Genomic DNA, 19,024 nt, shown 5'->3' on the forward strand with positions numbered 1-19,024 from the left:
ACGACGTGCTACGCGTACGGCCTGCCGGTGGGGAGGTCAGCTCGCGACCGCGACGCGGTCGGACTCGACCTCGTGCAGCCAGGTGCCGGTGGCCTCGAAGTGGGCCGTGATGTCGGCGAGCCGGGCGTGCATGTAGAAGCCGGTGACGGGGCGGCCGTCGGCGCGGGCGTAGTCGGGCAGCCGGCCGTATTCGCGGAAGCCCAGGCGCTGCCAGAGCACGGAGGGGCCGTCGTCGCGGACTTCGAGGGTGATGACGTCGCAGCCCATCTCGCCGACCTTGCGCAGGGCCTCGGCCCAGCCTTCGAGCAGGAACTGCCCGCGGTAGTCGGGGGCCACGACGCAGCGGCGCATCTCGACGATGTGGCGCCGGGCGGGCAGCGGGGCCCGGGCGAGCGTCACCATGCCGACGATGCGGCCCTCGTCGGTGCGGACGTGCAGGAGGTCGACGGCGCCCTTGCGCAGGTCGGCCTCGAAGGCCCGCATCAGGGGCAGGCCCTTCTCCAGGCCCACCGGTTCGTAGAAGCCGAGGGTCATCTCCTTGACCGCGACGGCGTCCATCAGCTCGATCATTTCGCGCATGTCCTGTTCGGACAGCTCACGAGGCCATGAATAGTGCATCGTCTTCCTTGGTGAGTAGACGGGTGGAGCAGCCGGACCCCGGACATCGCGGCACGACCCCCGTGGGGGCGGTGCGGCACATCTGGAACGCAATGCCCGGGATCGCCGGACTGCGGGAGTGTCGGCCCTTCGCGCCTTCAGAGCGTCACCGGCAGGTGTGGGCCGGTCGGTCAGACCGAAGCGGTGGCCTTCGTCTGCAGGTTGGTCTGTACGGCGGCGGCCGGTGCGGCCTGGGTCAGCAGCGAGGCGTCGGCGCCGGCGCCGAGCACGGTGGCCGCGTAGACCTCGACGAAGTAGGACACGAACAGCGAGTTGATCTTGATGAGGTGATCGACGAAGCGCTCCTCGTCGGCCTCGTCCTTGATGACGCGCATGATCAGGTTCCAGACCATGTCGACGTGGTCGTCGTCGTCATCGAGGGCCAGGTGGGCGCGGGCGCCCTTGGTCTTGTCGGCGCCGACGTGCTGCTCCATGATGTCCAGCCAGTCGGGCTGCGTCTTGCCCGCGATGTACTCCAGGTAGAACCCGCTGATCATCGCGGCCAGCGGGCCCTCGGTGGCCATCGTGTAGTAGAAGTAGCCGTTGAGCAGCTCGGTGGCGAAGGTCGGACGGATCGCGTAGATCTCCTCGTCCGTCATGCCGACCTTGTGCAGGTCGCCGGCGAACATGCGGTCGTGGCGGCCCTCTTCCGCGCCGTACATGCCCCACTCCTTGCAGAGCTGCGGGTCGCGAGTGGCCCAGTAGTTGGCGATGAGCGGGTCGACGGCACGCTTGAGGCCGATCCGGATCATCGTCTCGACGTTGTGCCGCTTGTACAGCTCGAGGTCGAACTTCTCCTTGTCGAGCATCCCGTCGGCGCCCGCGCTGCGCTCGTAGAAGTCCCGCTCGAACTTCAGCAGGAGCTCGTCGACGCGCTTGCGGAACTCAGGGCGCTGCAGGTTGGAGTACGTGTTGTACGACTTACTACGAGGCATCTCATCCCCAGCCGAGATCGTTGGCTACCTGACCCGGACCAGTGGCGCCGGCGAGGTTCGCCGCACCACTAGTCGACGGGGCGAGGAAGACGGTCACCGAGAAAGTTGCCGCAATGGCGATGAGGAAACTCGCTATACGTGGCATGCTTGCCTGCCCCTCAAGATGGCTTGCGGTCCGGATCAGCTTCGGCCTCATCCTGTCCGTTTGACTACATCCGGAGCCATCCCTTTCTGGGATCATGTTGCCGCTGGCGAAAACATGACAGGGGGATGAATTGAACACAATCAGACAAGTCCACCCTTTTCCCGTGCCCCGGCTCACCCCTGCCGGAGACCGTCTCTACCGGTTCTGTACACAGACACCGGGAACAACGTGCGATACAGCCTCCGCGGCCCTCGGCATGACCACCGAGGAAATAGAGGCGGCCGCGACCTCCCTGGAATCCCTGGGGCTGCTCGGCAAGTGCCCCGTGACCGACATCTACACCCCGTACCCCGTGGACCACGCACGCATCAAGGTCCTCAACCCGGCGCAGCACAGCCTGAACGAGACCCAAACCTTTCTCGATCAACTGCGCGGGGACTTAGACCTGTTGACCCTCACAACGGCGCACCTGAAGGACGACACGGCACTGGAGTTGGTGCCGGGCGTGGGGGACGTGCGCAAACTCATCGCCGGCCTCGCGGTCGGCTGCCGCACCGAGGTCATGACCTCCCAGCCCGGCGGAGCCCGGGACACGGAGGTGCTCGAGGAGAGCCTGGAACGCACCGAACGACTGCTGGAACGCGGCGTGCGGATGCGGACCCTGTACCAGCACACGGCCCGGTTCAGCCCGGCCACCGCCTCCTTTGTCGGGCGGGTCGCGCCGCTCGGCGCAGAGGTGTGCACGCTCGCGCACGGCTTTCCGCGCTGCATCATCTTCGACAAGGAAGTGGCGATCTTGCCGCTCTCGGACGGATCCCACGGCGCGGCAGTATCGAAAAACAGCCACCTTGTCTCATTTCTTGTGGAGGCATTCGAGCGGGCCTGGAGCGCGGCCGAGAAATTCACCTCGGACGACGACCGGCCCGCACGCGCAGCCATTACCTCGGATATTCAGCAGACCATCGTCTCGCTGCTCATTCAGGGTGAATCGGACAACCGAATAGCGCATGTCGTCGGAATATCGTTGCGCAATTGCCAGCGTCACATCGCAAACATCATGAAGAGCATCGGAGCCCGTAACCGGCTGCACGCCGGATATCTGCTGGGCAAGGAGCCTTTCAACGGCGTCTGAGCCTCCGGCCGCCCGGGCCGCGCACGTGCGGCCCGGGTGTCCGGGGAGCCCGAGGCGTTCCCGCTAGCGACCGCCCGCGACCGGAAGCGGAACCGATCCGGGGTCGGGTGCGGGCACCGCCGCGGCCTCCGGATCCGCCGCTGCCTCCGGATCCGCCGCCGCCTCCGGGTCCGCCGCCGCCTCCGGGTCCGGCGCGGCCTCGGGCGCGGGTGCCGCGGCGGGCCGGGGCTTCGACGGCACCAGCGAGGTCACCGCCACCCCGCCGACCAGCAGCACGGCCGCCACCCAGCGCAGCCCGCTCACGTCCTCCCCCAGCACCAGTGCCGCCGAGCTCATCCCGAAGACCGGCACCAGCAGCGAGAAGGGGGCCACCGAGGAGGCGGGATAGGTGCGCAGCAGGAACCCCCACGTCCCGAAGCCGAACACCGTGGTGATCCAGGCGAGGTACACGATGACCCCGACCCCGCTCCAGTCGAGACCGCGCAGCGCCGCCAAGTCCCGCTCCGGGCCCTCCAGCAGGAGCGAGAGCCCCGCCAGCGGCAGCACCGGCACCACGCTCACCCACACCATGAAGTTCAGCGCGTCGGGCGGGGAGGCCTTGCGGGTCAGCACGTTGGAGACGCCCCAGCACGCGGCGGCCGCGATCACCATCGTGAAGCCCAGCACCGGCCCGGAGGCGCCCTCGTCCACGGCGGCCACGGCGATCCCCGCGAAGGCCACGGCCATGCCCGCGATCCGCAGCCGGCCCGGCCGCTCCTTCAGCACGACCGCCGCGAACACGGCCGTGAACACCGCCTGCGCCTGCAGGACCAGCGAGGACAGCCCGGCCGGCATCCCGTTGTCCATCCCGGTGAACAGCAGCCCGAACTTCGCGATGCCGAGGACCACGCCGACCGCGATGATCCACTTCCAGGCCACCTTGGGCCGCCCGACGAAGAACACCGCCGGCAGGGCCGCGACCAGGAAGCGCAGGGCGGACAGCAGCAGAGGAGGGAAGGATCCGAGCCCGAACTCGATGACGACGAAGTTGAAACCCCAGACCGCGGCCACGAGGACCGCGAGGGCAGTGTGCATGGGTCGCATGATCCGAGCATCGGCTCATCAACCCTTTAGCACCAGCACGGATGTCTTCAGGGTCGGATGTAGCAATGCTTCATCCAGCGATCCGCCGGGCCCAGGCCGGGCCTAAGCTGACCGGCATGCTCGACCTCTCCAGGCTGCGCGCCCTGCACGCCGTCTCCGTCCACGGCTCGGTCGGTGCCGCCGCGGCCGCCCTCGGGTACACCCCCTCCGCCGTCTCCCAGCAGATCGCCAAGCTGGAGCGGGAGACCCGCACCACCCTGCTCGAACGCCACGGCCGCGGGGTCGCCCTCACCGAGGAGGCCAAGCTGCTGGCCGCGACGGCCCAGCAGCTGATGGACATCTCCGAGCAGGCCGAGACCGCGCTGGAGGAGTCCCGCGGCCAGCCCATCGGCCGGCTGCGGGTCGCCGCCTTCGCCTCGGCGGCCCGCGGCCTGCTCCCCGGGGTCCTCGCGGACCTGGCCCACCGTCACCCGGCCCTGGAGGTCCGGCTCACCGAGATCAATCCGCACCTGTCGATGGACCTGGTCTCGCGCGGGGTCACCGACCTGGCCGTGACGCACGACTGGGACATCGCCCCGCTGCCCGCCCCCGAGGGCGTGGAGCAGGCGGTGATCGGGGACGACCGCTGCGACCTCCTCGTGCCCGCAGGGCACCCCTTCACCTCCCGCGCCGTCATCCATCGCTCGGACCTGGGCGGGCAGCGCTGGGTCTGCCAGCCGCCCGGCCGGGTCTGCCACGACTGGCTGGTACGGACCCTGCGCACGGCCGGGTTCGAGCCCGACATCACGCACGTCGCCGAGGAGAACCACACCATCGTCGCGCTGGTCGCCGCCGGCCTCGGGGTGGCCGTCGTACCGCGGCTGGGCACCGGGACGCTGCCGCCCGGCGCGGTGGCCGTACCGCTGGAGCCGGGCCCCGTACGCCGGGTGTACGCCCTGTGGCGGACCGGGGCGGCCCGCCGGCCGGCGATCACCGAGGCCGTACGGACCCTGCGCGAGCACTGGCCCCGGGTGGCCCCCCGTCCGGGGGACTACGCGAGTGTCCCCCGCTCCGAAGGCCCCGCCCCGCAGTAGCGTCCGGCGCGTGCCGAACCACGCCTCCCGCCGGACCCTGCTCACCGTGGCCGCAGTGGCCGCCGTCACCGCCGCGGGGGCCGCGTCCGCCGCGGTGGGCTCCGACCCGAACCCCGACGGCCCGGCCCCCGACGACCCCCGGCCGGGCGACCGCGCACCGGGGCACACCCCGGCCCCCCGGGTCCGGCCGCGCGAGACGATGGCGCGGATGAGCCTGGCCGAACTGGTCGGGCAGCTCTTCGTATCGCGGGCGTACGGGCATTCCGCGACCGAGCCCGACTCCGGGGACGCCGCGCTCAACCAGCAGATGTTCGGGGTGCGCACCCCCGCCGAGCTGGTCGCCCGCTACCACCTCGGCGGGATCGTCTACTTCGGCTGGGCGCACAACACCCGCTCCCCGCGCCAGGTCGCCGAGCTGTCGGCCGGGCTCCAGCGGGCGGCCGCCGGCTCGGGCGCGGGCATCCCGCTGCTGCTCTCCATCGACCAGGAGCACGGCGCCGTGGCCCGCGTGGGCCGGCCCGCGACCCTGCTCCCGGGGGCCATGGCGCTGGGGGCCCTGGCCCTGGGGACCGGCGGGTCCACCGCCGAGGCCCGCCGGGCCGCGCGCATCGCGGGCGCCGAGCTGGCGGCCATGGGCATCCGGCACAACTACGCCCCGGTGGCCGACGTGAACGTCGACCCCGCCAACCCCGTCATCGGCGTACGGTCCTTCGGCGCCGACCCGCACGCCGTGGCGGCCCTGGTCGCCGCCCAGGTCCGCGGCTACCAGGGCGCCGGGGTGGCCGCCACGGCGAAGCACTTCCCGGGGCACGGGGACACCGGGACCGACAGCCACGTCGGGCTGCCGATGATGAAGCACACCCGGGCTCAGTGGGAGGAGCTGGACGAGCCGCCGTTCCGGGCGGCCGTGGAGGCCGGCGTGGACGTGGTGATGACGGCGCACATCGTCTTCCCCGCGCTCGACCCCTCGGGTGATCCGGCGACCCTCTCCCGGCCGATCGTCACCGGGATCCTGCGCGAACGCCTGGGCTTCCGCGGGGTGGTGGTCACCGACGCCCTCGACATGGCCGGGGTCCGCCAGAAGTACGGGGACGACCGGGTCCCGGTGCTGGCCCTGAAGGCGGGCTGCGACCAGCTGCTGAACCCGCCGGACCTGGGGCTGGCCGTCCGCAGCGTGCTGGCGGCCGTGGAGTCCGGGGAGCTGACGCGGGCCCGGATCGAGGAGTCGGTGCTGCGGATCCTGGAACTGAAGGCCCGCCGGGGCCTGTTCGACGCGGCGGCGCAGGCCGTGGACGGGGCGCGGGCGAGGGACACCGTGGACGCGGCCGTCGGCATCCCGGCGCACCTGGCGGCCGCCGGGGAGATCGCGGACCGTACGACGACCCTGCTGGCCAATCCGGTGAAGCTGCTGCCGCTGGATCCGGCGGCCCGGCCGCTGCTCCTGGTCACCGGGACCGATCCGGTCTCCCCCACGGGTACGACGGGACCCCCTACCGCGGTACTGGCCCGGGAGCTGTCCGCGCTGGGCTGCCGGGCGACGGCCCTGCCGCCCGCCCGCGCGGTGGCGGCCGCCCCCGGCAACGCGGCCGTGCTGGTGTGCACGTACAACGTCCCCGAGGGCGAGAGCCCGCAGCGCGAGCTGGTCACCCGGCTGCTGGCCACCGGGGTGCCGGTGGTCCTGGTGGCGATCCGCAACCCCTACGACCCGGCCCGTCTGCCGGCCTGCGCGGCCGAACTGGCCACGTACACCTGGACGGACCTGGAGCTGCGGGCGGCGGCCCGGGTGGTCACCGGGACCGTACGGCCCACGGGGCGCCTGCCGGTCCCGGTGCCCGGCCGCTACCCGCTGGGCCACGGGCTGGCGTACGGGTAGCCCCGTACGCCTCCCGCGGCCCCACCCGCGGCCCCACTGGTCCTACGGGCGCAGTTTCGGCTCGCGCTCGATGTCGCGCTGGTCGAGCTGCGCGTCCGGCGCGGCCAGCGGGGCGGCCTTCGCCGCACCGGTGGGCGCGTTGGCCGGGGCCACTCCGGCCCACTGCAGGATCTTCTCGGTGGCCAGCGCCTTCTCGGCCTCCATGAGCTTGGAGACGTTGGCTCCGTGGTTGGCGCCCGGGGCGACCATCACGTAGCTGTCGCGGGCCCCGTAGCCGAGGTGGAACGGTTCGGCACCCCAGGGGTCGTTCTGCCCGTTGACGAAGAGCATCTGGTGCGCGTTGTTCTTCACCCAGGTGTCGATGTCCCGCATGGCCGCCGGCTGGAAGGTCATCGGGATGTCGCGGGGCACGAAGTTGCGCGGCGGCTGGTAGCCGTAACGGCTCAGGTCACCGAGGTGGGGCTGCTTGATGTCGGGGGAGCCGAGCTGGGTGCCCGCCTGGTAGTAGTACGGGGTGTACGTCTGCAGGCCCTGGTCGGAGTAGGCCGAGAAGCCGGAGATCGCGTCGATCGTGTCCCAGATCTCCTGGTCGGTCGCGGTGGCGGCAGCCGGGATCGCGGCGCAGTCGGCGAGCAGGCTGTACTGCCAGAAGGCCCACACGTAGTCGAGCACGACGGCCTCGTAGGCCTTGTCGAGGTTGCCGACGGTGGTGAAGGTCCAGCCGTTCTCGGCGGCGGCGGCCGCGTACTTGGCCTCCAGCGGGACGCGGCGCACGAGCGCCTCGCGCTGCACGGCGTTCAGCCTGTCGCGGCACTCCTTGGTGCCGACCTTGGCGAAGAACCGGTCGTAGGCCGAGTCCTCCTTGTTCACCACGTCGTTGGGGGCGACGTAGGCGACGACGCCGTCCATGTCGCGCGGGTAGAAGCGCTCGAAGTAGGTGGCCGTCATCCCGCCCTTGCTGCCGCCCGTGGCGAGCCAGTTCTTCTTGTAGACCCTCTTCAGGGCGGTGAAGACGCGGTGCTGGTCGCTGGCGGCCTGCCAGATGTCGAGGTTCGCCCAGTTGGCCGGGTCGGGCCGGGACGGGGTGAAGAATCGGTACTCCAGCGACACCTGGTTGCCGTCGACTATGGTCGTCGGCTCACTGCGGCGCGGGTTTGTGTTGACGTTGTAGCCGGAGGTGAAGAACACCGTGGGCCGCGTGACGTCCTTGTGCAGCAGGGTCAGGCGCTGCTTGAAGGTGCCCTTCCACGGCGCGCGGTGATCGACCGGCTGCTCATAGTTCAGTACGAAGAAGCGGTAGCCGGGGTACGACTTCTCCTCGATCAGGCTCATCCCCGGGATCGCGAGGATCCGGTCCTTGATGTCTTCCGTGGCGGCCGCGTCCGTGGCGGCCGCGTCCGTGGCGGTGGCATCCGTGGCGGCGGACGGTTCCGCGGCGGTGGCCGCTTGCGCCGTGGTGCCGACCGCGCCCGTCGTGCCGATCAGCACCACGAGCGACAGCAGCCATCCGAGCTTCTTGCGCATTCACACTCCCCATTGGGTTCACGTCGGTCGCCGTGAACCTAGCGGGGGGAACACACGGCTGAACAGACCTAGTTGGGCCGCTCCATCAGCAAAGGATCCAGCCGGAGGCGACGGATCCGGCCCCCACGCTCCCCTTGACGTACACGCAGCGGTTGATCGCGTGGGCGGTGACGGGTCCGGCGTACCGGGTGAACTGACCCGCGTCGCGCACCGGGTAGCCGCCGCGCGGCTGGATGCTCACCGACATCGCCCGCCGCTGACCGGGCTCCCGGGCGACCGCCACCGCGCAGGCCCGGTCGCGGGTCTTGTACACGCGCACCTCCCCCGTAGAGAACGGCAGCGTCCGCACCAGGTTCCCCGCGCACCCGCCGGTCGCCGCCTGCGCCGGCTGCGCCGCCATCAGTCCGGCCGCGCCCAGCCACAGCGTCACCGTGATCACCACGGTGCGGGCGGCCCATCGCCCGTTGCGGTTCCGCGCCTTCAACACCCTGTCCCCCATCGGTCGTACGTACAACGTGCGCACGTTCGTACGACGCCCGACCCCCTCGAATGGTTGCGTGGAACGAGACCTCAGCCCGTGGAGCCCGCCGGGCCGGTCAGTGCGCCGGGGTCCGCCCCGCACGCCGCCGCGTGGTCGAAGACCGACTCCCGCGGCCGGACCAGGGTGGCCACGGCGATCGACTGGAGGTGGGTGGTCCGCACGACGGGCAGGTTGGCCTCGCCGAAGATCCCGCCCGTCGCTCCCGTGCCGCCGTTGTACGGGATCCCCGGCAGGCAGCCGATGTGCGAGTCGTTGACCTTCAGCATGCCGCCGTTGACCACCTCCTCGCAGAACCGCTCGACGACCCGCTCGTCGCGGGTCCACAGGGAGTTGCGCAGGCCGTAGCGGTTGGAGTTGAGGAAGCCGATGGCCTCCTCCAGCCGGACCGGCTCCTCGGGGACGACCACGCACAGCAGCGGGAAGAAGGTCTCCTCCCGGAAGGCGCGCAGCCGGGCGGCTCGGGCCAGCCCGTCCACCCGGACGACCGCCGGGCGGATGAACGGCCCCGCCGCCGCCGGCTCGTCGTCCACGTCCACGAACTCCCCGCCGCACAGCAGCTCGCCGCCGGCCGCCAGCACCTCCCCCAGCACCTCGGTGAACTCCGCCCGCTTGACCACCGGGCTCAGCACCGTGCGCGGATCCTCCGGCGGCCCGGGCCGGATCTCCCGTACCTGCTCCACCAGCTCCTTCAGCAGCCGGTCGGCCGCCTCCGGGTGGACGATGGCGAACTTCGGGGTCATGCAGATCTGCCCGGAGCCGTAGTACCGCTCGCACAGGGCCCGCGCGGCGAGATCGGCCTCGGCGTCGTGCCACACCAGCACCCCGTCGTTGCCCGACAGTTCCAGTACGGGCTTCTTCCCCGCGGCCACGCACTCCCGCTCCAGCTTGAGGCCCTGCTCGGAGCCGCCGAAGAAGACCAGGTCGTCGCAGTCGGGGCTGTCCAGCCACTGGCGCACCACGGCGCGGGCGTGCGTGCAGACCACGTTCAGGGTGCCGGGCGGGGCGCCGAGCCGCTCCAGGAGGGGGGCCACGATCTCCCGGTAGACGAAGCTGACGCCCAGCGGGGCGGTGGGCGGCGCGTTGACGATCAGGCTGTTGCCCGCGGGCGAGTGCCAGCACTCCGTAGAAGGAGTTGGGCCTCATACTCGGACACCGAGTCAGGGTGGAAAGTGCAGGCGCCGGCGGCGCGCTCCCACGTGACCAACCGGTCGTCGTACCGAGGTTCTCGCCGCACTCCGGCCGGGCCTTGAGGTCGAGGACCGCGAATGGGGCGCGCTTAGTCGACCCACCCGAGGCCAATACACCCGACGGGTGCCGGGCCTCTCGGCACCGGCCACCCCTACCTCATAAGAGTGCATCCACAACTTCCTAAGACTTGATCCGTGATTCCCGAAGGTGGTACGGACTGCATCCGGTCGGCTGGTCCTGGCGCTCCGACGTGGTCACCTAGCGGTGTCTCATCCGGGGTTGCTCGGGGCCGTTCCGGAGTTCGGTGAGCAGAGGCCCGCAGTTCAGCGGACTGCCGCAGGCGCTGCACCGGGAAGCCGGTGGTCAGCACCTCACGCGGTTGACTCACACTGGCCGTCTTCTCGGCCGCTGCCAATCGTAGCGGCGACAGTCCTACGAAGGGACACCTCTTGATCGGGGAACATGAGTTCGCCCTCAAGAAGGACGTTACGGTGGGTGACTGTTAGCCGCTCACCGTAGCCACGAAAGGCGAACTGAAATGACGAACGACCTGCTCGACCGCAAGCTGGACCGCGCCTTCGCCCACCTCGACGTCAATGACGACCAGGTGATCGACGAGCACGACATCATCGGGCTCGGTTCCCGCCTGCTGTCGGCACTCGGCGAGCCGGCTGCCTCCCCCAAGGCGACCGAGGTGATGGGTGGGCTCGTCGACTTCTGGCAGGACCTGTTCACCGAGCTGGACTTGGACCGGGACGGCAAGGTCACGCCCGAGGAGTACAGGCTGGGCATGACCCGGCTGTACGCACAGGGCGGGCCCGCCTATGACCGCTCTTTCCGCCCGATGATGCGGGCGATCCTCACCATCGTCGACAAGGACGACGACGGCCGGATCAGTCCGGAGGAGTTCCAGAAGGCCCAGACGGCCTTCGACACGAAGCTGAGCCACGCGGACGCGGAGGCGCTCTTCGCCCGGATCGACGCGGACCACGACGGGTTCCTGTCGGTGGACGAACTCCTCGGCGCGGTGCGGGAGTACTACACCGGCACCGAGGAGGACGCCCCCGGCAACCTGCTCTTCGGCGAGCTTTAGCCGTAGGGGGCCCCTGGCTCCGCTAAGCCGCGGCGGCCGGCTCGTCCTCGCCCGCGAAGGTGCGCCACAGCTCGGCGTACCGGCCGCCGCGGGCCAGCAGTTCGGCGTGGGTGCCGTCCTCCGCCACCCGGCCGCGGTCCATGACCACGACCCGGTCGGCGCGCGCGGCGGTGGTCAGCCGGTGCGCCACGACCAGGGTGGTGCGCTTGCCCGCGAGCCGGTCGGTGGCCTGGTTGACCAGGGCCTCCGTGGCCAGGTCGAGGGCGGCGGTGGCCTCGTCGAGGAGCAGCACGTCGGGGTCGACGAGCTCGGCGCGGGCCAGTGCGATCAGCTGCCGCTGGCCCGCCGAGAGGTTGCGGCCGCGCTCGCTGACGGTGTGCAGGTAGCCGCCGTCCAGCGTGGCGATCATGGCGTGGGCGCCGACCGCGTGGGCGGCGGCCTCCACCTGGGCGTCGCTCGCCTCGGGCCGCCCGTAGGCGATGGCGTCGCGGACCGTCCCCGGGAAGAGGTACGGCTCCTGGGGGACGACGCCGAGGCAGTGCCGGTAGCCCGTCAGGTCCAGCTCGCGAAGGTCCACCCCGTCGGCGGTGACCCGGCCGGAGGTCGGATCGTAGAACCGGGCCACCATCTTGACCAGCGTGGACTTGCCGGCTCCGGTCTCGCCGACGAAGGCGACGGTCTGTCCGGCGGGGATGCGCAGGCTGATCCCGGTGAGCGCCTGCTGCTTCTCCCCGCGCTCCTCGGCCGTGCCGTACGAGAAGTGCACCCCCTCGAAGGCGATCTCGCCGCGCAGCTCGGGGACCGGGCGGGGGTCGGCCGGGCGGGGGGTGCTGGTGGGCTCGCGCAGCAGGCCCTGGATCCGGCCCAGGGAGACGGTGGCCTGCTGGTAGCCGTCGAAGACCTGGGAGAGCTGCTGGACCGGGGCGAAGAACAGGTCGATGTAGAGCAGGTACGCGACCAGCGCGCCGGTGGTGAGCGTGCCGGCCTCCACCCGGCCCGCGCCGACGATCAGCACGGCGGCGGCCGCCCCGGAGGACAGCAGCTGAACGAAGGGGAAGTAGACGGATATCAGCCACTGGCCGCGGACCCGGGCCTCGCGGTACGAGTCGCTGCGCTCGGCGAACCGGACGGCGCCGGCCCGCTGGCGGCGGAAGGCCTGGACGATGCGCAGTCCGGCCACGGACTCCTGGAGGTCGGCGTTGACCAGTCCGACCCGGTCGCGGGCGAGCTCGTAGGCGGCCACGGACTTCCGGCGGAAGAAGACGGTGCCGATGATCAGCACGGGCAGCGTGGCGAAGACGATCAGCGCCAGCTCCACGTCCAGGACCAGCAGGGCGACCAGGATCCCGAAGAAGGTGAGGACGGAGACGACGGCGGTGACGAGCCCGGTCTGCAGGAAGCTGGACAGGGCGTCCACGTCGGTGGTCATCCGGGTCATGATCTTGCCGGTCAGCTCGCGCTCGTAGTAGTCGAGGCCGAGGCGCTGGAGCTGGGCGAAGATCTTGACGCGCAGGGCGTAGAGCACGCGCTCGCCGGTGCGGCCGGTCATCCGGGTCTCGGCGAACTGCGCGGCCCACTGGGCCAGGACGACGCCGAGCGCGAGGAAGGACGCCACCCAGACGGCGCCGAGGGCGGCCGCTTCGACGCCCTGGTCGATGCCGTGCCGGATCAGGATGGGCAGGAGCAGTCCGGAGCCGGCGTCGAGGGCGACGAGGCCGAGGGATATCGCGAGCGGGGCCCAGAAGCCGCGCAGCAGACGGCCCAGGTTGTAGCTGTCCTCGGCGGACGCGGCGCGGGTCTCGTCCACGTCGGGGGTGTCGTCGGCGGGCGGCAGCGCGGCCACCTGCGCGAGGAGTTCGGGGGTGGCGGACATCCCGGCGAGGGCGGTGGTCTTCTCGTCCGCCTCCTCCTGGCGCTGCCAGAGCTCGGGGGTGATCCCGCCGGCCACCCGGCGCTTGGCGTTGACGGGCTCGGAGTCGATCTCGGCTTCGAGCTCGATGTCCCGCGCCATGTCCCGGTCGAGGGCTCGCTCGAACTCGTCCATCGGGGGCGCCTCGGGCGTCCGCGGGGAGCCCGCGCCCAGCGCGTCCGGGTCGGTGAGCAGCCGCCGGTAGAGGGCGGAGCGGCGCTCCAGCTCCTCGTGCGTCCCGACGTCGGAGAGCCGCCCGTGGTCCAGTACGGCGATCCGGTCGGCGAGCGCGAGCGTGGAGCGGCGGTGGGCGATGAGCAGGGTGGTGCGGCCGGCCATGACGGCGCGCAGCGCCTCGTGGATCTCGTGCTCGACGCGGGCGTCGACGGCGGAGGTGGCGTCGTCGAGGAGCAGCAGCCGGGGGTCGGTGAGGATGGCGCGGGCGAGCGCGATGCGCTGGCGCTGGCCGCCGGAGAGGGTCAGGCCCTGCTCGCCGACCTTGGTGTCGTACCCGGCGGGCAGCGCCTCGACGAACCCTTCGGCCTGGGCGGCGCGGGCGGCGGCCCGGATCTGCTCGTCGGTGGCGCCGGGGTGCCCGTAGGCGATGTTGGCGCGGATGGTGTCGGAGAAGAGGAAGGAGTCCTCGGGCACGAGCCCGATGGCGTCGCGCAGGGAGTCGTAGGTCAGCTCGCGCACGTCGTGGCCGCCGACGCGGACGGCGCCGCGGTCGGCGTCGTAGAAGCGCGGCAGCAGCAGCGAGACCGTGGACTTCCCGCTGCCCGAGGAACCGACGAGGGCGACGGTCTCCCCCTCGGCGATCGACAGGCTGAACCCGTCGAGCACGGGCCGCTCGGGGTCGTACCCGAACCGCACGTCGTCGAACTCGACGGTGGCGGGCGCGTCCGCGGGAAGCTCCTGCTTGCCCTCCTCGATCACCGGCTCGGTGTCGATGAGCTCGAAGACCCGCTCCACGCCGGCGCGGGCCTGCTGGCCGACGGTGAGCACCATGGCGAGCATGCGGACGGGGCCGACGAGCTGGGCGAGGTAGGTGGAGAACGCGACGAAGGTGCCGAGGGTGACCTGCCCCTTGGTGGCCATCCAGCCGCCGAGGGCCAGCATGGCGACCTGGCCTAGGGCCGGTACGGCCTGCAGCGCGGGGGTGTAGCGGGAGTTCAGCCGGATGCCGCGCATCCGCCCGGCGAACAGCCGGCGGCCGGCGTCGCGGAGCTTGCCGGTCTCCTGCTCCTCCTGGCCGAAGCCCTTGACGACGCGGACGCCGGTGACGGCCCCGTCGACGACGGTGGCGACGGCGGCGGCCTGGCTCTGGGCGTACCAGGTGGCGGGGAAGAGCTTCTTGCGGCTGCGCTTGGCGATGAACCAGAGGGCGGGGGCCATGAGCAGCGCGACGACGGTCAGCAGCGGCGAGAGCCACAGCATGATCCCGAGGGATATCCCGAAGAGCAGGAAGTTGCCGATGGTCATGGGCAGCATGAAGAGCAGCCCTTGGATCAGCTGGAGGTCGGTGGTCGCCCGCCCCACGACCTGCCCGGTGGACAGCTCGTCCTGGCGGCGGCCGTCGAGCCGGGCGATGGTGGCGTACATGTCGGTGCGCAGGTCGTGCTGCACGTCGAGGGCGAGCCGCCCGCCGTAGTACCTGCGGATGTAGGTCAGCACGTACACGAGGACCGCGGCGGCTATGAGCATCCCGGCCCAGGGCCCCATGGGCTTGCTCTGGTCGCCGATGACGTCGTCGAGGATGACCTTGGTGACGAGCGGCACCAGCGCCATGACGGCCATGCCGCCGAGCGAGGACCCGAGGGCCAGCAGCACGTTGGCCTTGTACCGCCAGGTGTAGGCGGCGAGCCGCCTCCCCCACCCCTGTTTGCTTCCAGCCGCCGTTTCCGCCGTCGCCGTAGCCACGTACTGCCTCCCCGTTCGTCCTGCCCTACCGGAAGCGCCAACGCTCCGACCGGCGGATTTCATCCCGCCGCAACAATTCGAACTGGATTGCGCGGGTTCCGCGCGCGGTATTGCGCCTACGGAGCTCCTACCGGGCTCCTACGGGGTCCTACGGGGTCCTACGGGGCGTCGAACTCGTACTCGAGGACGTAGGCGGCGGAGTCGAGCACCATCTCGTTGACCTCGACGACCCGCCCGTCTGCGGCGAAGGCGGTACGGGCGACCAGGACGACCGGGGTCCCGGCGGCCAGCCGGGTGCGGCTCGCCCGCTACGACGGGGTGTGCGCGTGGAGGTCGCCGACGCCGGCCCCGCCGTGAAGCTCGCACCACACGTCGTGGCGGACACGGACGAGCGGGGCCGGGGGCTCGCGATCGTCGCGGCGCTGGCCGAGCGCTGGGGCTGCTGCCCCCGGCGGCACGGCATCGGCAAGGCCGTCTGGGCCGAGGTCAGGACGTAGGCGACGGCGACGGCAGCGGCAGCGGCTTCACCACGGGGGCCCGCTTCAGCGGCTTGTTCTCGCAGCCGAGGGCTTCGGTGACGCGGCGGGCCATGAGATAGGTGAAGGCGGTCTGCCGGTCCCGGTCCGCCTGGGTCATGCCCGTCCGAGGGACGCGGATTCCGAAGGAGCCTTCCACCGACAGCAGGGCCCTGTCGGACAGGCCCCGGAGGTCGCCGGGCATGTCGCAGCGCACGCGCAGCAGCGACCCGATGTCGTCGGCCCTGCCGACGGACCCGTTCACCTCGAAGGGCATGCTGCCCTTCGGGATCTGCTCCCGGTGGTCCTGGGGCTGCCAGCGGACCTGCAGTTGCACGCGGCCGCCGTCCTTCCCCTGTGTGGGGACGTACCCGCACATGAGCCACGGCGACGACGGCACCGCCCGCAGGTCCCGCTTGAGGCTGTCCACCAGGTGCTCGGTGGTGGCGTTGATCCGGGTGTCGAAGTCACTGGACCCGGTGATCTGCCGCAGGAGATCCCTTTCCTCCGACGGATCGGCGATCACGCACGGGTGAGCAGCGAGAGGCTCGGCTTCCTGCGCGGAACACCCGGCCGCCGCCAGCACGCAGACGAGGGCGAGCACGGACCGCTTGGTCGCGGCCGAAACGGTGGTCACTGGCTGTCTCCCGACTTCACCACGGGAGTCTGCTCCAGCGGGTTGTTCTCGCAGCCGAGGGCGTCGGCGGCGCGGCGGGCCATGAGGTAGGTGAGGGTCATGCGCCGGTCCCTGGCGACCTGGTCCGCATCCGGCCGGGACGGAGTGAACGTGTACCTGGTGTCCGAAGTGAGCCACACCTTCTGCGACTGCGCCCTGTGTTCGCCGGGCAGGTCGCACTGGACGAGCAGCGTCGAGCGGCTGTTGCTCGTCACGCCGCGCGCCCCGTTCAACGAATAGGTCGATTCGTTGGGGAAGGAGGGCAACTCGGCGGTCCGGAGAAACCATCCGGGGGCGAAGGTCATGCGGGCGTCCTCCGTGCTGTACTCACATGTGTGCGTGTAGAAGATGTGCTTGTCGGGACGGATGTTCGGCAATGCGCGCTCGAACTCGTCCACCATGCCGCTCGTGGTGCGGTACGCCTTCGTCGTGAAGTCCTCCGTACCGAGGAGCTCGCGCACCAGCCCGGCCTCCGCCGAAGTCTGGCTGATCCCGCACGGATTCGCATCCTCCGTTTCGGGATCGCCCGAGCTGCACGACGCCAGGGCCAGCACACCGGCGAGCGCGGTCGTCGTCCGTACGAGGACGTTGAGCGCATCACGGCCTGAGGTGCGCACGGGCGGCCTCCCGTCCGGCCGAGTAGGCGGTGTTCGCCTCGTTCTGGGCGTGCTTGGCCGTCGGGTCCTGGCCGTCCATGTGCCGCTGGTCCCTCCACGACTCGAACAATTCGTTGGTCCCGTCCACACCCGCCGAGTAGTGCTTGCTGGAGTCCCGCTTGAGCTCCTCCTCGGCCGCGTCCTTGACGCCCTCGACCCAGTTGTACTCGGCGACATCGATCAGTGAGCCTCCGATCGTGCTCACCACCGGGATCTCGCCGATGAGTCCGTTCGCCCCGGCCGCCGCGTACGTGGCCGTACCTTCCGCCCACTTGACCTGGTCGTCTTCCTTGTCCTTGAAGACATCGGCCCCGATGCCGTTGAGAGCACCCGCTGCCATCCCGACACCGTGTGCACGGTTGTCCCAGTCAAGGCTCGCCTCCAGCGGGGAATCCGCCTTGTACTGGGCCGCGGTCGCGAGCTGGTCCGCCGAGTAGGCCCGCTCCGCCTCGACCATCAGGGCGTAGGACGGGCCGTCGTCCGCGATGCCGCGCATCACACGGATCAGGCTGCTCTGACCGACCGCGATCTGCGCGTTGTCGCCCGAGCCGTGGATGGAGTCCTTGCCGCCGGTGCCGCCCAGGTCGGGGTTCTGGCCGCCCAGGATCTCGTGGGTGTCCTCGACGTAGTCCACCAGCGCCTTGGCCATCGGCTGACGCAGGCCCTCCAGGTCCTCCTTGAACTCGTCGCCCTTCATCTCGGCGTCCAGCAGGCGGATCGCGTCGTGCATCACCCGCGCCTGGCCCTCCGTGTGCGGGCCGGGCGGGCCCAGCTTCTCGCCGTCGACGTGGCCCGTGGCCGCCGCCTGGATGGCCGCGCCGAGGCCGGCCGTCTTGTCGCCCTGCATTTCGATCGGCTGGCCCACGCCCGTCGAGATCCAGGGGTCCGGCATGTCGCGGTCGGTGAGGAGGTACTTCAGGTGCTCGTTCTTGTTGCCCGGCGCCTCGGGGTCGAGGAAGTGCGCCGCCGCGTCCGGGTCCTTGGCCATGATGCCCAGGAGGCCGTCCAGGGGGTCCGAGACCAGGTTCGGGCGCTGGGAGTCGTAGGCGTGGTCGTACATGTGGGGCTTCGACTTCTCGGCCTCGATCATGCCGTCGCCGAGGTCGTTCAGGAACTGCTTGCCGTAGCCGTCCCCGCGCTGCATCAGGGTCACCAGCGACTGGTAGCCGTACGTCGGGCGCAGGCCGTCGGCGACGAGTTCGGGACCCTGTTCCTTCAGGCCGGCCGTGAAGGCCTTGTACGCGTAGCCCTCCGGGTCCCTGGTGCCCGAGGCGATGGTTCCGGCGAGGCCCGTGCTGATGGACTCGTAGAGCTTCTTGTCGGCCGCCGAGGCGCCGCGTTCGTTGGACGACAGGTTCAGCTGGTCGGCCAGGTGGATGGTGTCCTTCGCGCCCAGTGAGTGCAGGTACGCCTCGCTGAAGTGGCTGTCCTTCGCGTTCTGGCGGAGCAGGTCGTCGTAGTGCTTGAGGTCGTCCGGGGACGCGTCGCCCGACTGGATCTTGCGGGTGAGGGCCAGTGCCTCGACCGCCTCCACGTCGCCCACGGCCTTGGAGTTGAAGCCGAAGGTCGAGGTGCCGTCGGCGCCGGACGCGTTGAGGAGGGCGATCCGCACGTCCTCGTCGAACTCCGTGACCGCCTTGACGGCGTCCGCGACGTGCCGTGTCCAGGAGCGCTCGATCTCCGGGAGGTCCGGGTCGTGGCGGATCGCGTTCGCGGTGGCCGCGTCCTCCTTGGAGAAGTCGTAGCTCGCGATGCCGGCGTCCGAGACCTTCATGCCGGCCTTCACCGCGTCCGCGACGGCGGAGGTCACCCGGCCCTTGAGGTCCGTGAAGCGGGCGTGCGCGTCGCGGAGCAGCGACTCCACGGCCAGTGCCTGGGTCTGCGCCGCGTCGAACTCCCGGCGGGTGAGGGCGGCGTTGTTGCTCGCCGTCTGTGCGCTGCCGCCGATCCAGCCGCTTCCGGTGGAGACGCTCTGGACTTCCTTCTCGTAGACGTCTTCCATCGTCTTGAACTGCGTCGCCATGGATTTCCAGCCGTCGGCTGCCGTGACGAGCGCACCGAGGTCGGTGGTGACGATCTCCTGGTAGTTCGGCATCGCGTCCCC

The 19,024-nt window shown here is 70.9% G+C and carries 15 protein-coding genes; 5 read left to right on the top strand and 10 right to left on the bottom strand.

Annotation, left to right across the window (positions count from 1 at the left end):
• Positions 1-36: 36 nt before the first annotated feature.
• Both AC061S_RS28845 and AC061S_RS28850 read right to left on the bottom strand, forming a co-directional pair.
• Positions 37-618 carry an N-acetyltransferase family protein gene (locus tag AC061S_RS28845; RefSeq protein ID WP_478688811.1) on the bottom strand — a complete coding sequence of 194 codons (582 nt, stop codon included), beginning with the start codon at positions 616-618 and terminating at the stop codon, positions 37-39.
• 170 nt (positions 619-788) lie between these two features.
• Complete coding sequence (locus AC061S_RS28850) at positions 789-1,592, bottom strand: hypothetical protein (RefSeq protein WP_478688812.1); 804 nt, start codon at positions 1,590-1,592, stop codon at positions 789-791.
• Positions 1,593-1,993: 401 nt separating this feature from the next.
• Between AC061S_RS28850 and AC061S_RS28855 the strand changes: the two genes are divergently transcribed.
• Positions 1,994-2,869, top strand: a complete 876-nt coding sequence (locus tag AC061S_RS28855) for a helix-turn-helix transcriptional regulator (protein ID WP_478688813.1) — start codon at positions 1,994-1,996, stop codon at positions 2,867-2,869.
• A 63-nt stretch (positions 2,870-2,932) separates the two neighbouring features.
• Here the strand turns inward: AC061S_RS28855 and AC061S_RS28860 are convergent, their stop codons facing one another.
• Complete coding sequence (locus tag AC061S_RS28860; RefSeq protein WP_478688814.1) at positions 2,933-3,952, bottom strand: EamA family transporter; 1,020 nt, start codon at positions 3,950-3,952, stop codon at positions 2,933-2,935.
• A gap of 116 nt (positions 3,953-4,068) precedes the next feature.
• Between AC061S_RS28860 and AC061S_RS28865 the strand changes: the two genes are divergently transcribed.
• Both AC061S_RS28865 and AC061S_RS28870 read left to right on the top strand, forming a co-directional pair.
• Complete coding sequence (locus AC061S_RS28865; protein WP_478688815.1) at positions 4,069-5,025, top strand: LysR family transcriptional regulator; 957 nt, start codon at positions 4,069-4,071, stop codon at positions 5,023-5,025.
• A gap of 10 nt (positions 5,026-5,035) precedes the next feature.
• Positions 5,036-6,898 carry a glycoside hydrolase family 3 protein gene (locus tag AC061S_RS28870; RefSeq protein WP_478688816.1) on the top strand — a complete coding sequence of 621 codons (1,863 nt, stop codon included), beginning with the start codon at positions 5,036-5,038 and terminating at the stop codon, positions 6,896-6,898.
• Between the two features lie 42 nt (positions 6,899-6,940).
• Here AC061S_RS28870 and AC061S_RS28875 read toward each other — a convergent pair whose 3' ends face one another.
• The 3 genes from AC061S_RS28875 to AC061S_RS28885 form a co-directional block, all read right to left on the bottom strand.
• Positions 6,941-8,422, bottom strand: coding sequence for a S28 family serine protease (locus AC061S_RS28875; protein ID WP_478688817.1), 1,482 nt, complete (start codon positions 8,420-8,422; stop codon positions 6,941-6,943).
• 85 nt (positions 8,423-8,507) lie between these two features.
• Entirely contained in the window at positions 8,508-8,921 is a 414-nt protein-coding gene (locus AC061S_RS28880) for a hypothetical protein (protein ID WP_478688818.1), read from the bottom strand.
• Between the two features lie 71 nt (positions 8,922-8,992).
• Positions 8,993-10,054, bottom strand: a complete 1,062-nt coding sequence (locus AC061S_RS28885; RefSeq protein WP_478688832.1) for an aldehyde dehydrogenase family protein — start codon at positions 10,052-10,054, stop codon at positions 8,993-8,995.
• Positions 10,055-10,689: 635 nt separating this feature from the next.
• Between AC061S_RS28885 and AC061S_RS28890 the strand changes: the two genes are divergently transcribed.
• Entirely contained in the window at positions 10,690-11,244 is a 555-nt protein-coding gene (locus tag AC061S_RS28890; RefSeq protein WP_478688819.1) for an EF-hand domain-containing protein, read from the top strand.
• A 22-nt stretch (positions 11,245-11,266) separates the two neighbouring features.
• On the opposite strand, the gene AC061S_RS28895 is transcribed toward AC061S_RS28890, so the two are convergent.
• A complete protein-coding gene (locus tag AC061S_RS28895; protein WP_478688820.1) occupies positions 11,267-15,136 on the bottom strand; it encodes an ABC transporter ATP-binding protein in 3,870 nt (1,289 codons plus the stop codon).
• A gap of 47 nt (positions 15,137-15,183) precedes the next feature.
• Between AC061S_RS28895 and AC061S_RS28900 the strand changes: the two genes are divergently transcribed.
• Positions 15,184-15,570 carry an ATP-binding protein gene (locus AC061S_RS28900; protein ID WP_478688821.1) on the top strand — a complete coding sequence of 129 codons (387 nt, stop codon included), beginning with the start codon at positions 15,184-15,186 and terminating at the stop codon, positions 15,568-15,570.
• Here AC061S_RS28900 and AC061S_RS28905 read toward each other — a convergent pair.
• The 3 genes from AC061S_RS28905 to AC061S_RS28915 are packed head-to-tail and all read right to left on the bottom strand — an operon-like array spanning position 15,560 to position 19,015.
• Complete coding sequence (locus AC061S_RS28905; protein WP_478688822.1) at positions 15,560-16,225, bottom strand: hypothetical protein; 666 nt, start codon at positions 16,223-16,225, stop codon at positions 15,560-15,562. The two genes, AC061S_RS28900 and AC061S_RS28905, sit on opposite strands and share 11 nt — an antisense overlap.
• Complete coding sequence (locus tag AC061S_RS28910; RefSeq protein ID WP_478688823.1) at positions 16,222-16,881, bottom strand: hypothetical protein; 660 nt, start codon at positions 16,879-16,881, stop codon at positions 16,222-16,224. The genes AC061S_RS28905 and AC061S_RS28910 overlap by 4 nt, the downstream gene beginning before the upstream one ends.
• Positions 16,862-19,015, bottom strand: a complete 2,154-nt coding sequence (locus AC061S_RS28915; RefSeq protein ID WP_478688824.1) for a DUF6571 family protein — start codon at positions 19,013-19,015, stop codon at positions 16,862-16,864. Before AC061S_RS28915 ends, AC061S_RS28910 begins: the two co-directional genes overlap by 20 nt.
• Positions 19,016-19,024: the final 9 nt, after the last annotated feature.

Source organism: Streptomyces sp. CA189 (assembly GCF_056428985.1).

What these genes read in the sequence shown, in the direction of transcription:
- AC061S_RS28845 (WP_478688811.1), bottom strand. Translation starts at nt 618, where the DNA reads ATGCACTATTCATGGCCTCGTGAGCTGTCCGAACAGGACATGCGCGAA.
- AC061S_RS28850 (WP_478688812.1), bottom strand. Translation starts at nt 1,592, where the DNA reads ATGCCTCGTAGTAAGTCGTACAACACGTACTCCAACCTGCAGCGCCCT.
- AC061S_RS28855 (WP_478688813.1), top strand. Translation starts at nt 1,994, where the DNA reads ATGACCACCGAGGAAATAGAGGCGGCCGCGACCTCCCTGGAATCCCTG.
- AC061S_RS28860 (WP_478688814.1), bottom strand. Translation starts at nt 3,952, where the DNA reads ATGCGACCCATGCACACTGCCCTCGCGGTCCTCGTGGCCGCGGTCTGG.
- AC061S_RS28865 (WP_478688815.1), top strand. Translation starts at nt 4,069, where the DNA reads ATGCTCGACCTCTCCAGGCTGCGCGCCCTGCACGCCGTCTCCGTCCAC.
- AC061S_RS28875 (WP_478688817.1), bottom strand. Translation starts at nt 8,422, where the DNA reads ATGCGCAAGAAGCTCGGATGGCTGCTGTCGCTCGTGGTGCTGATCGGC.
- AC061S_RS28880 (WP_478688818.1), bottom strand. Translation starts at nt 8,921, where the DNA reads ATGGGGGACAGGGTGTTGAAGGCGCGGAACCGCAACGGGCGATGGGCC.
- AC061S_RS28890 (WP_478688819.1), top strand. Translation starts at nt 10,690, where the DNA reads ATGACGAACGACCTGCTCGACCGCAAGCTGGACCGCGCCTTCGCCCAC.
- AC061S_RS28895 (WP_478688820.1), bottom strand. Translation starts at nt 15,136, where the DNA reads ATGAAATCCGCCGGTCGGAGCGTTGGCGCTTCCGGTAGGGCAGGACGA.
- AC061S_RS28915 (WP_478688824.1), bottom strand. Translation starts at nt 19,015, where the DNA reads ATGCCGAACTACCAGGAGATCGTCACCACCGACCTCGGTGCGCTCGTC.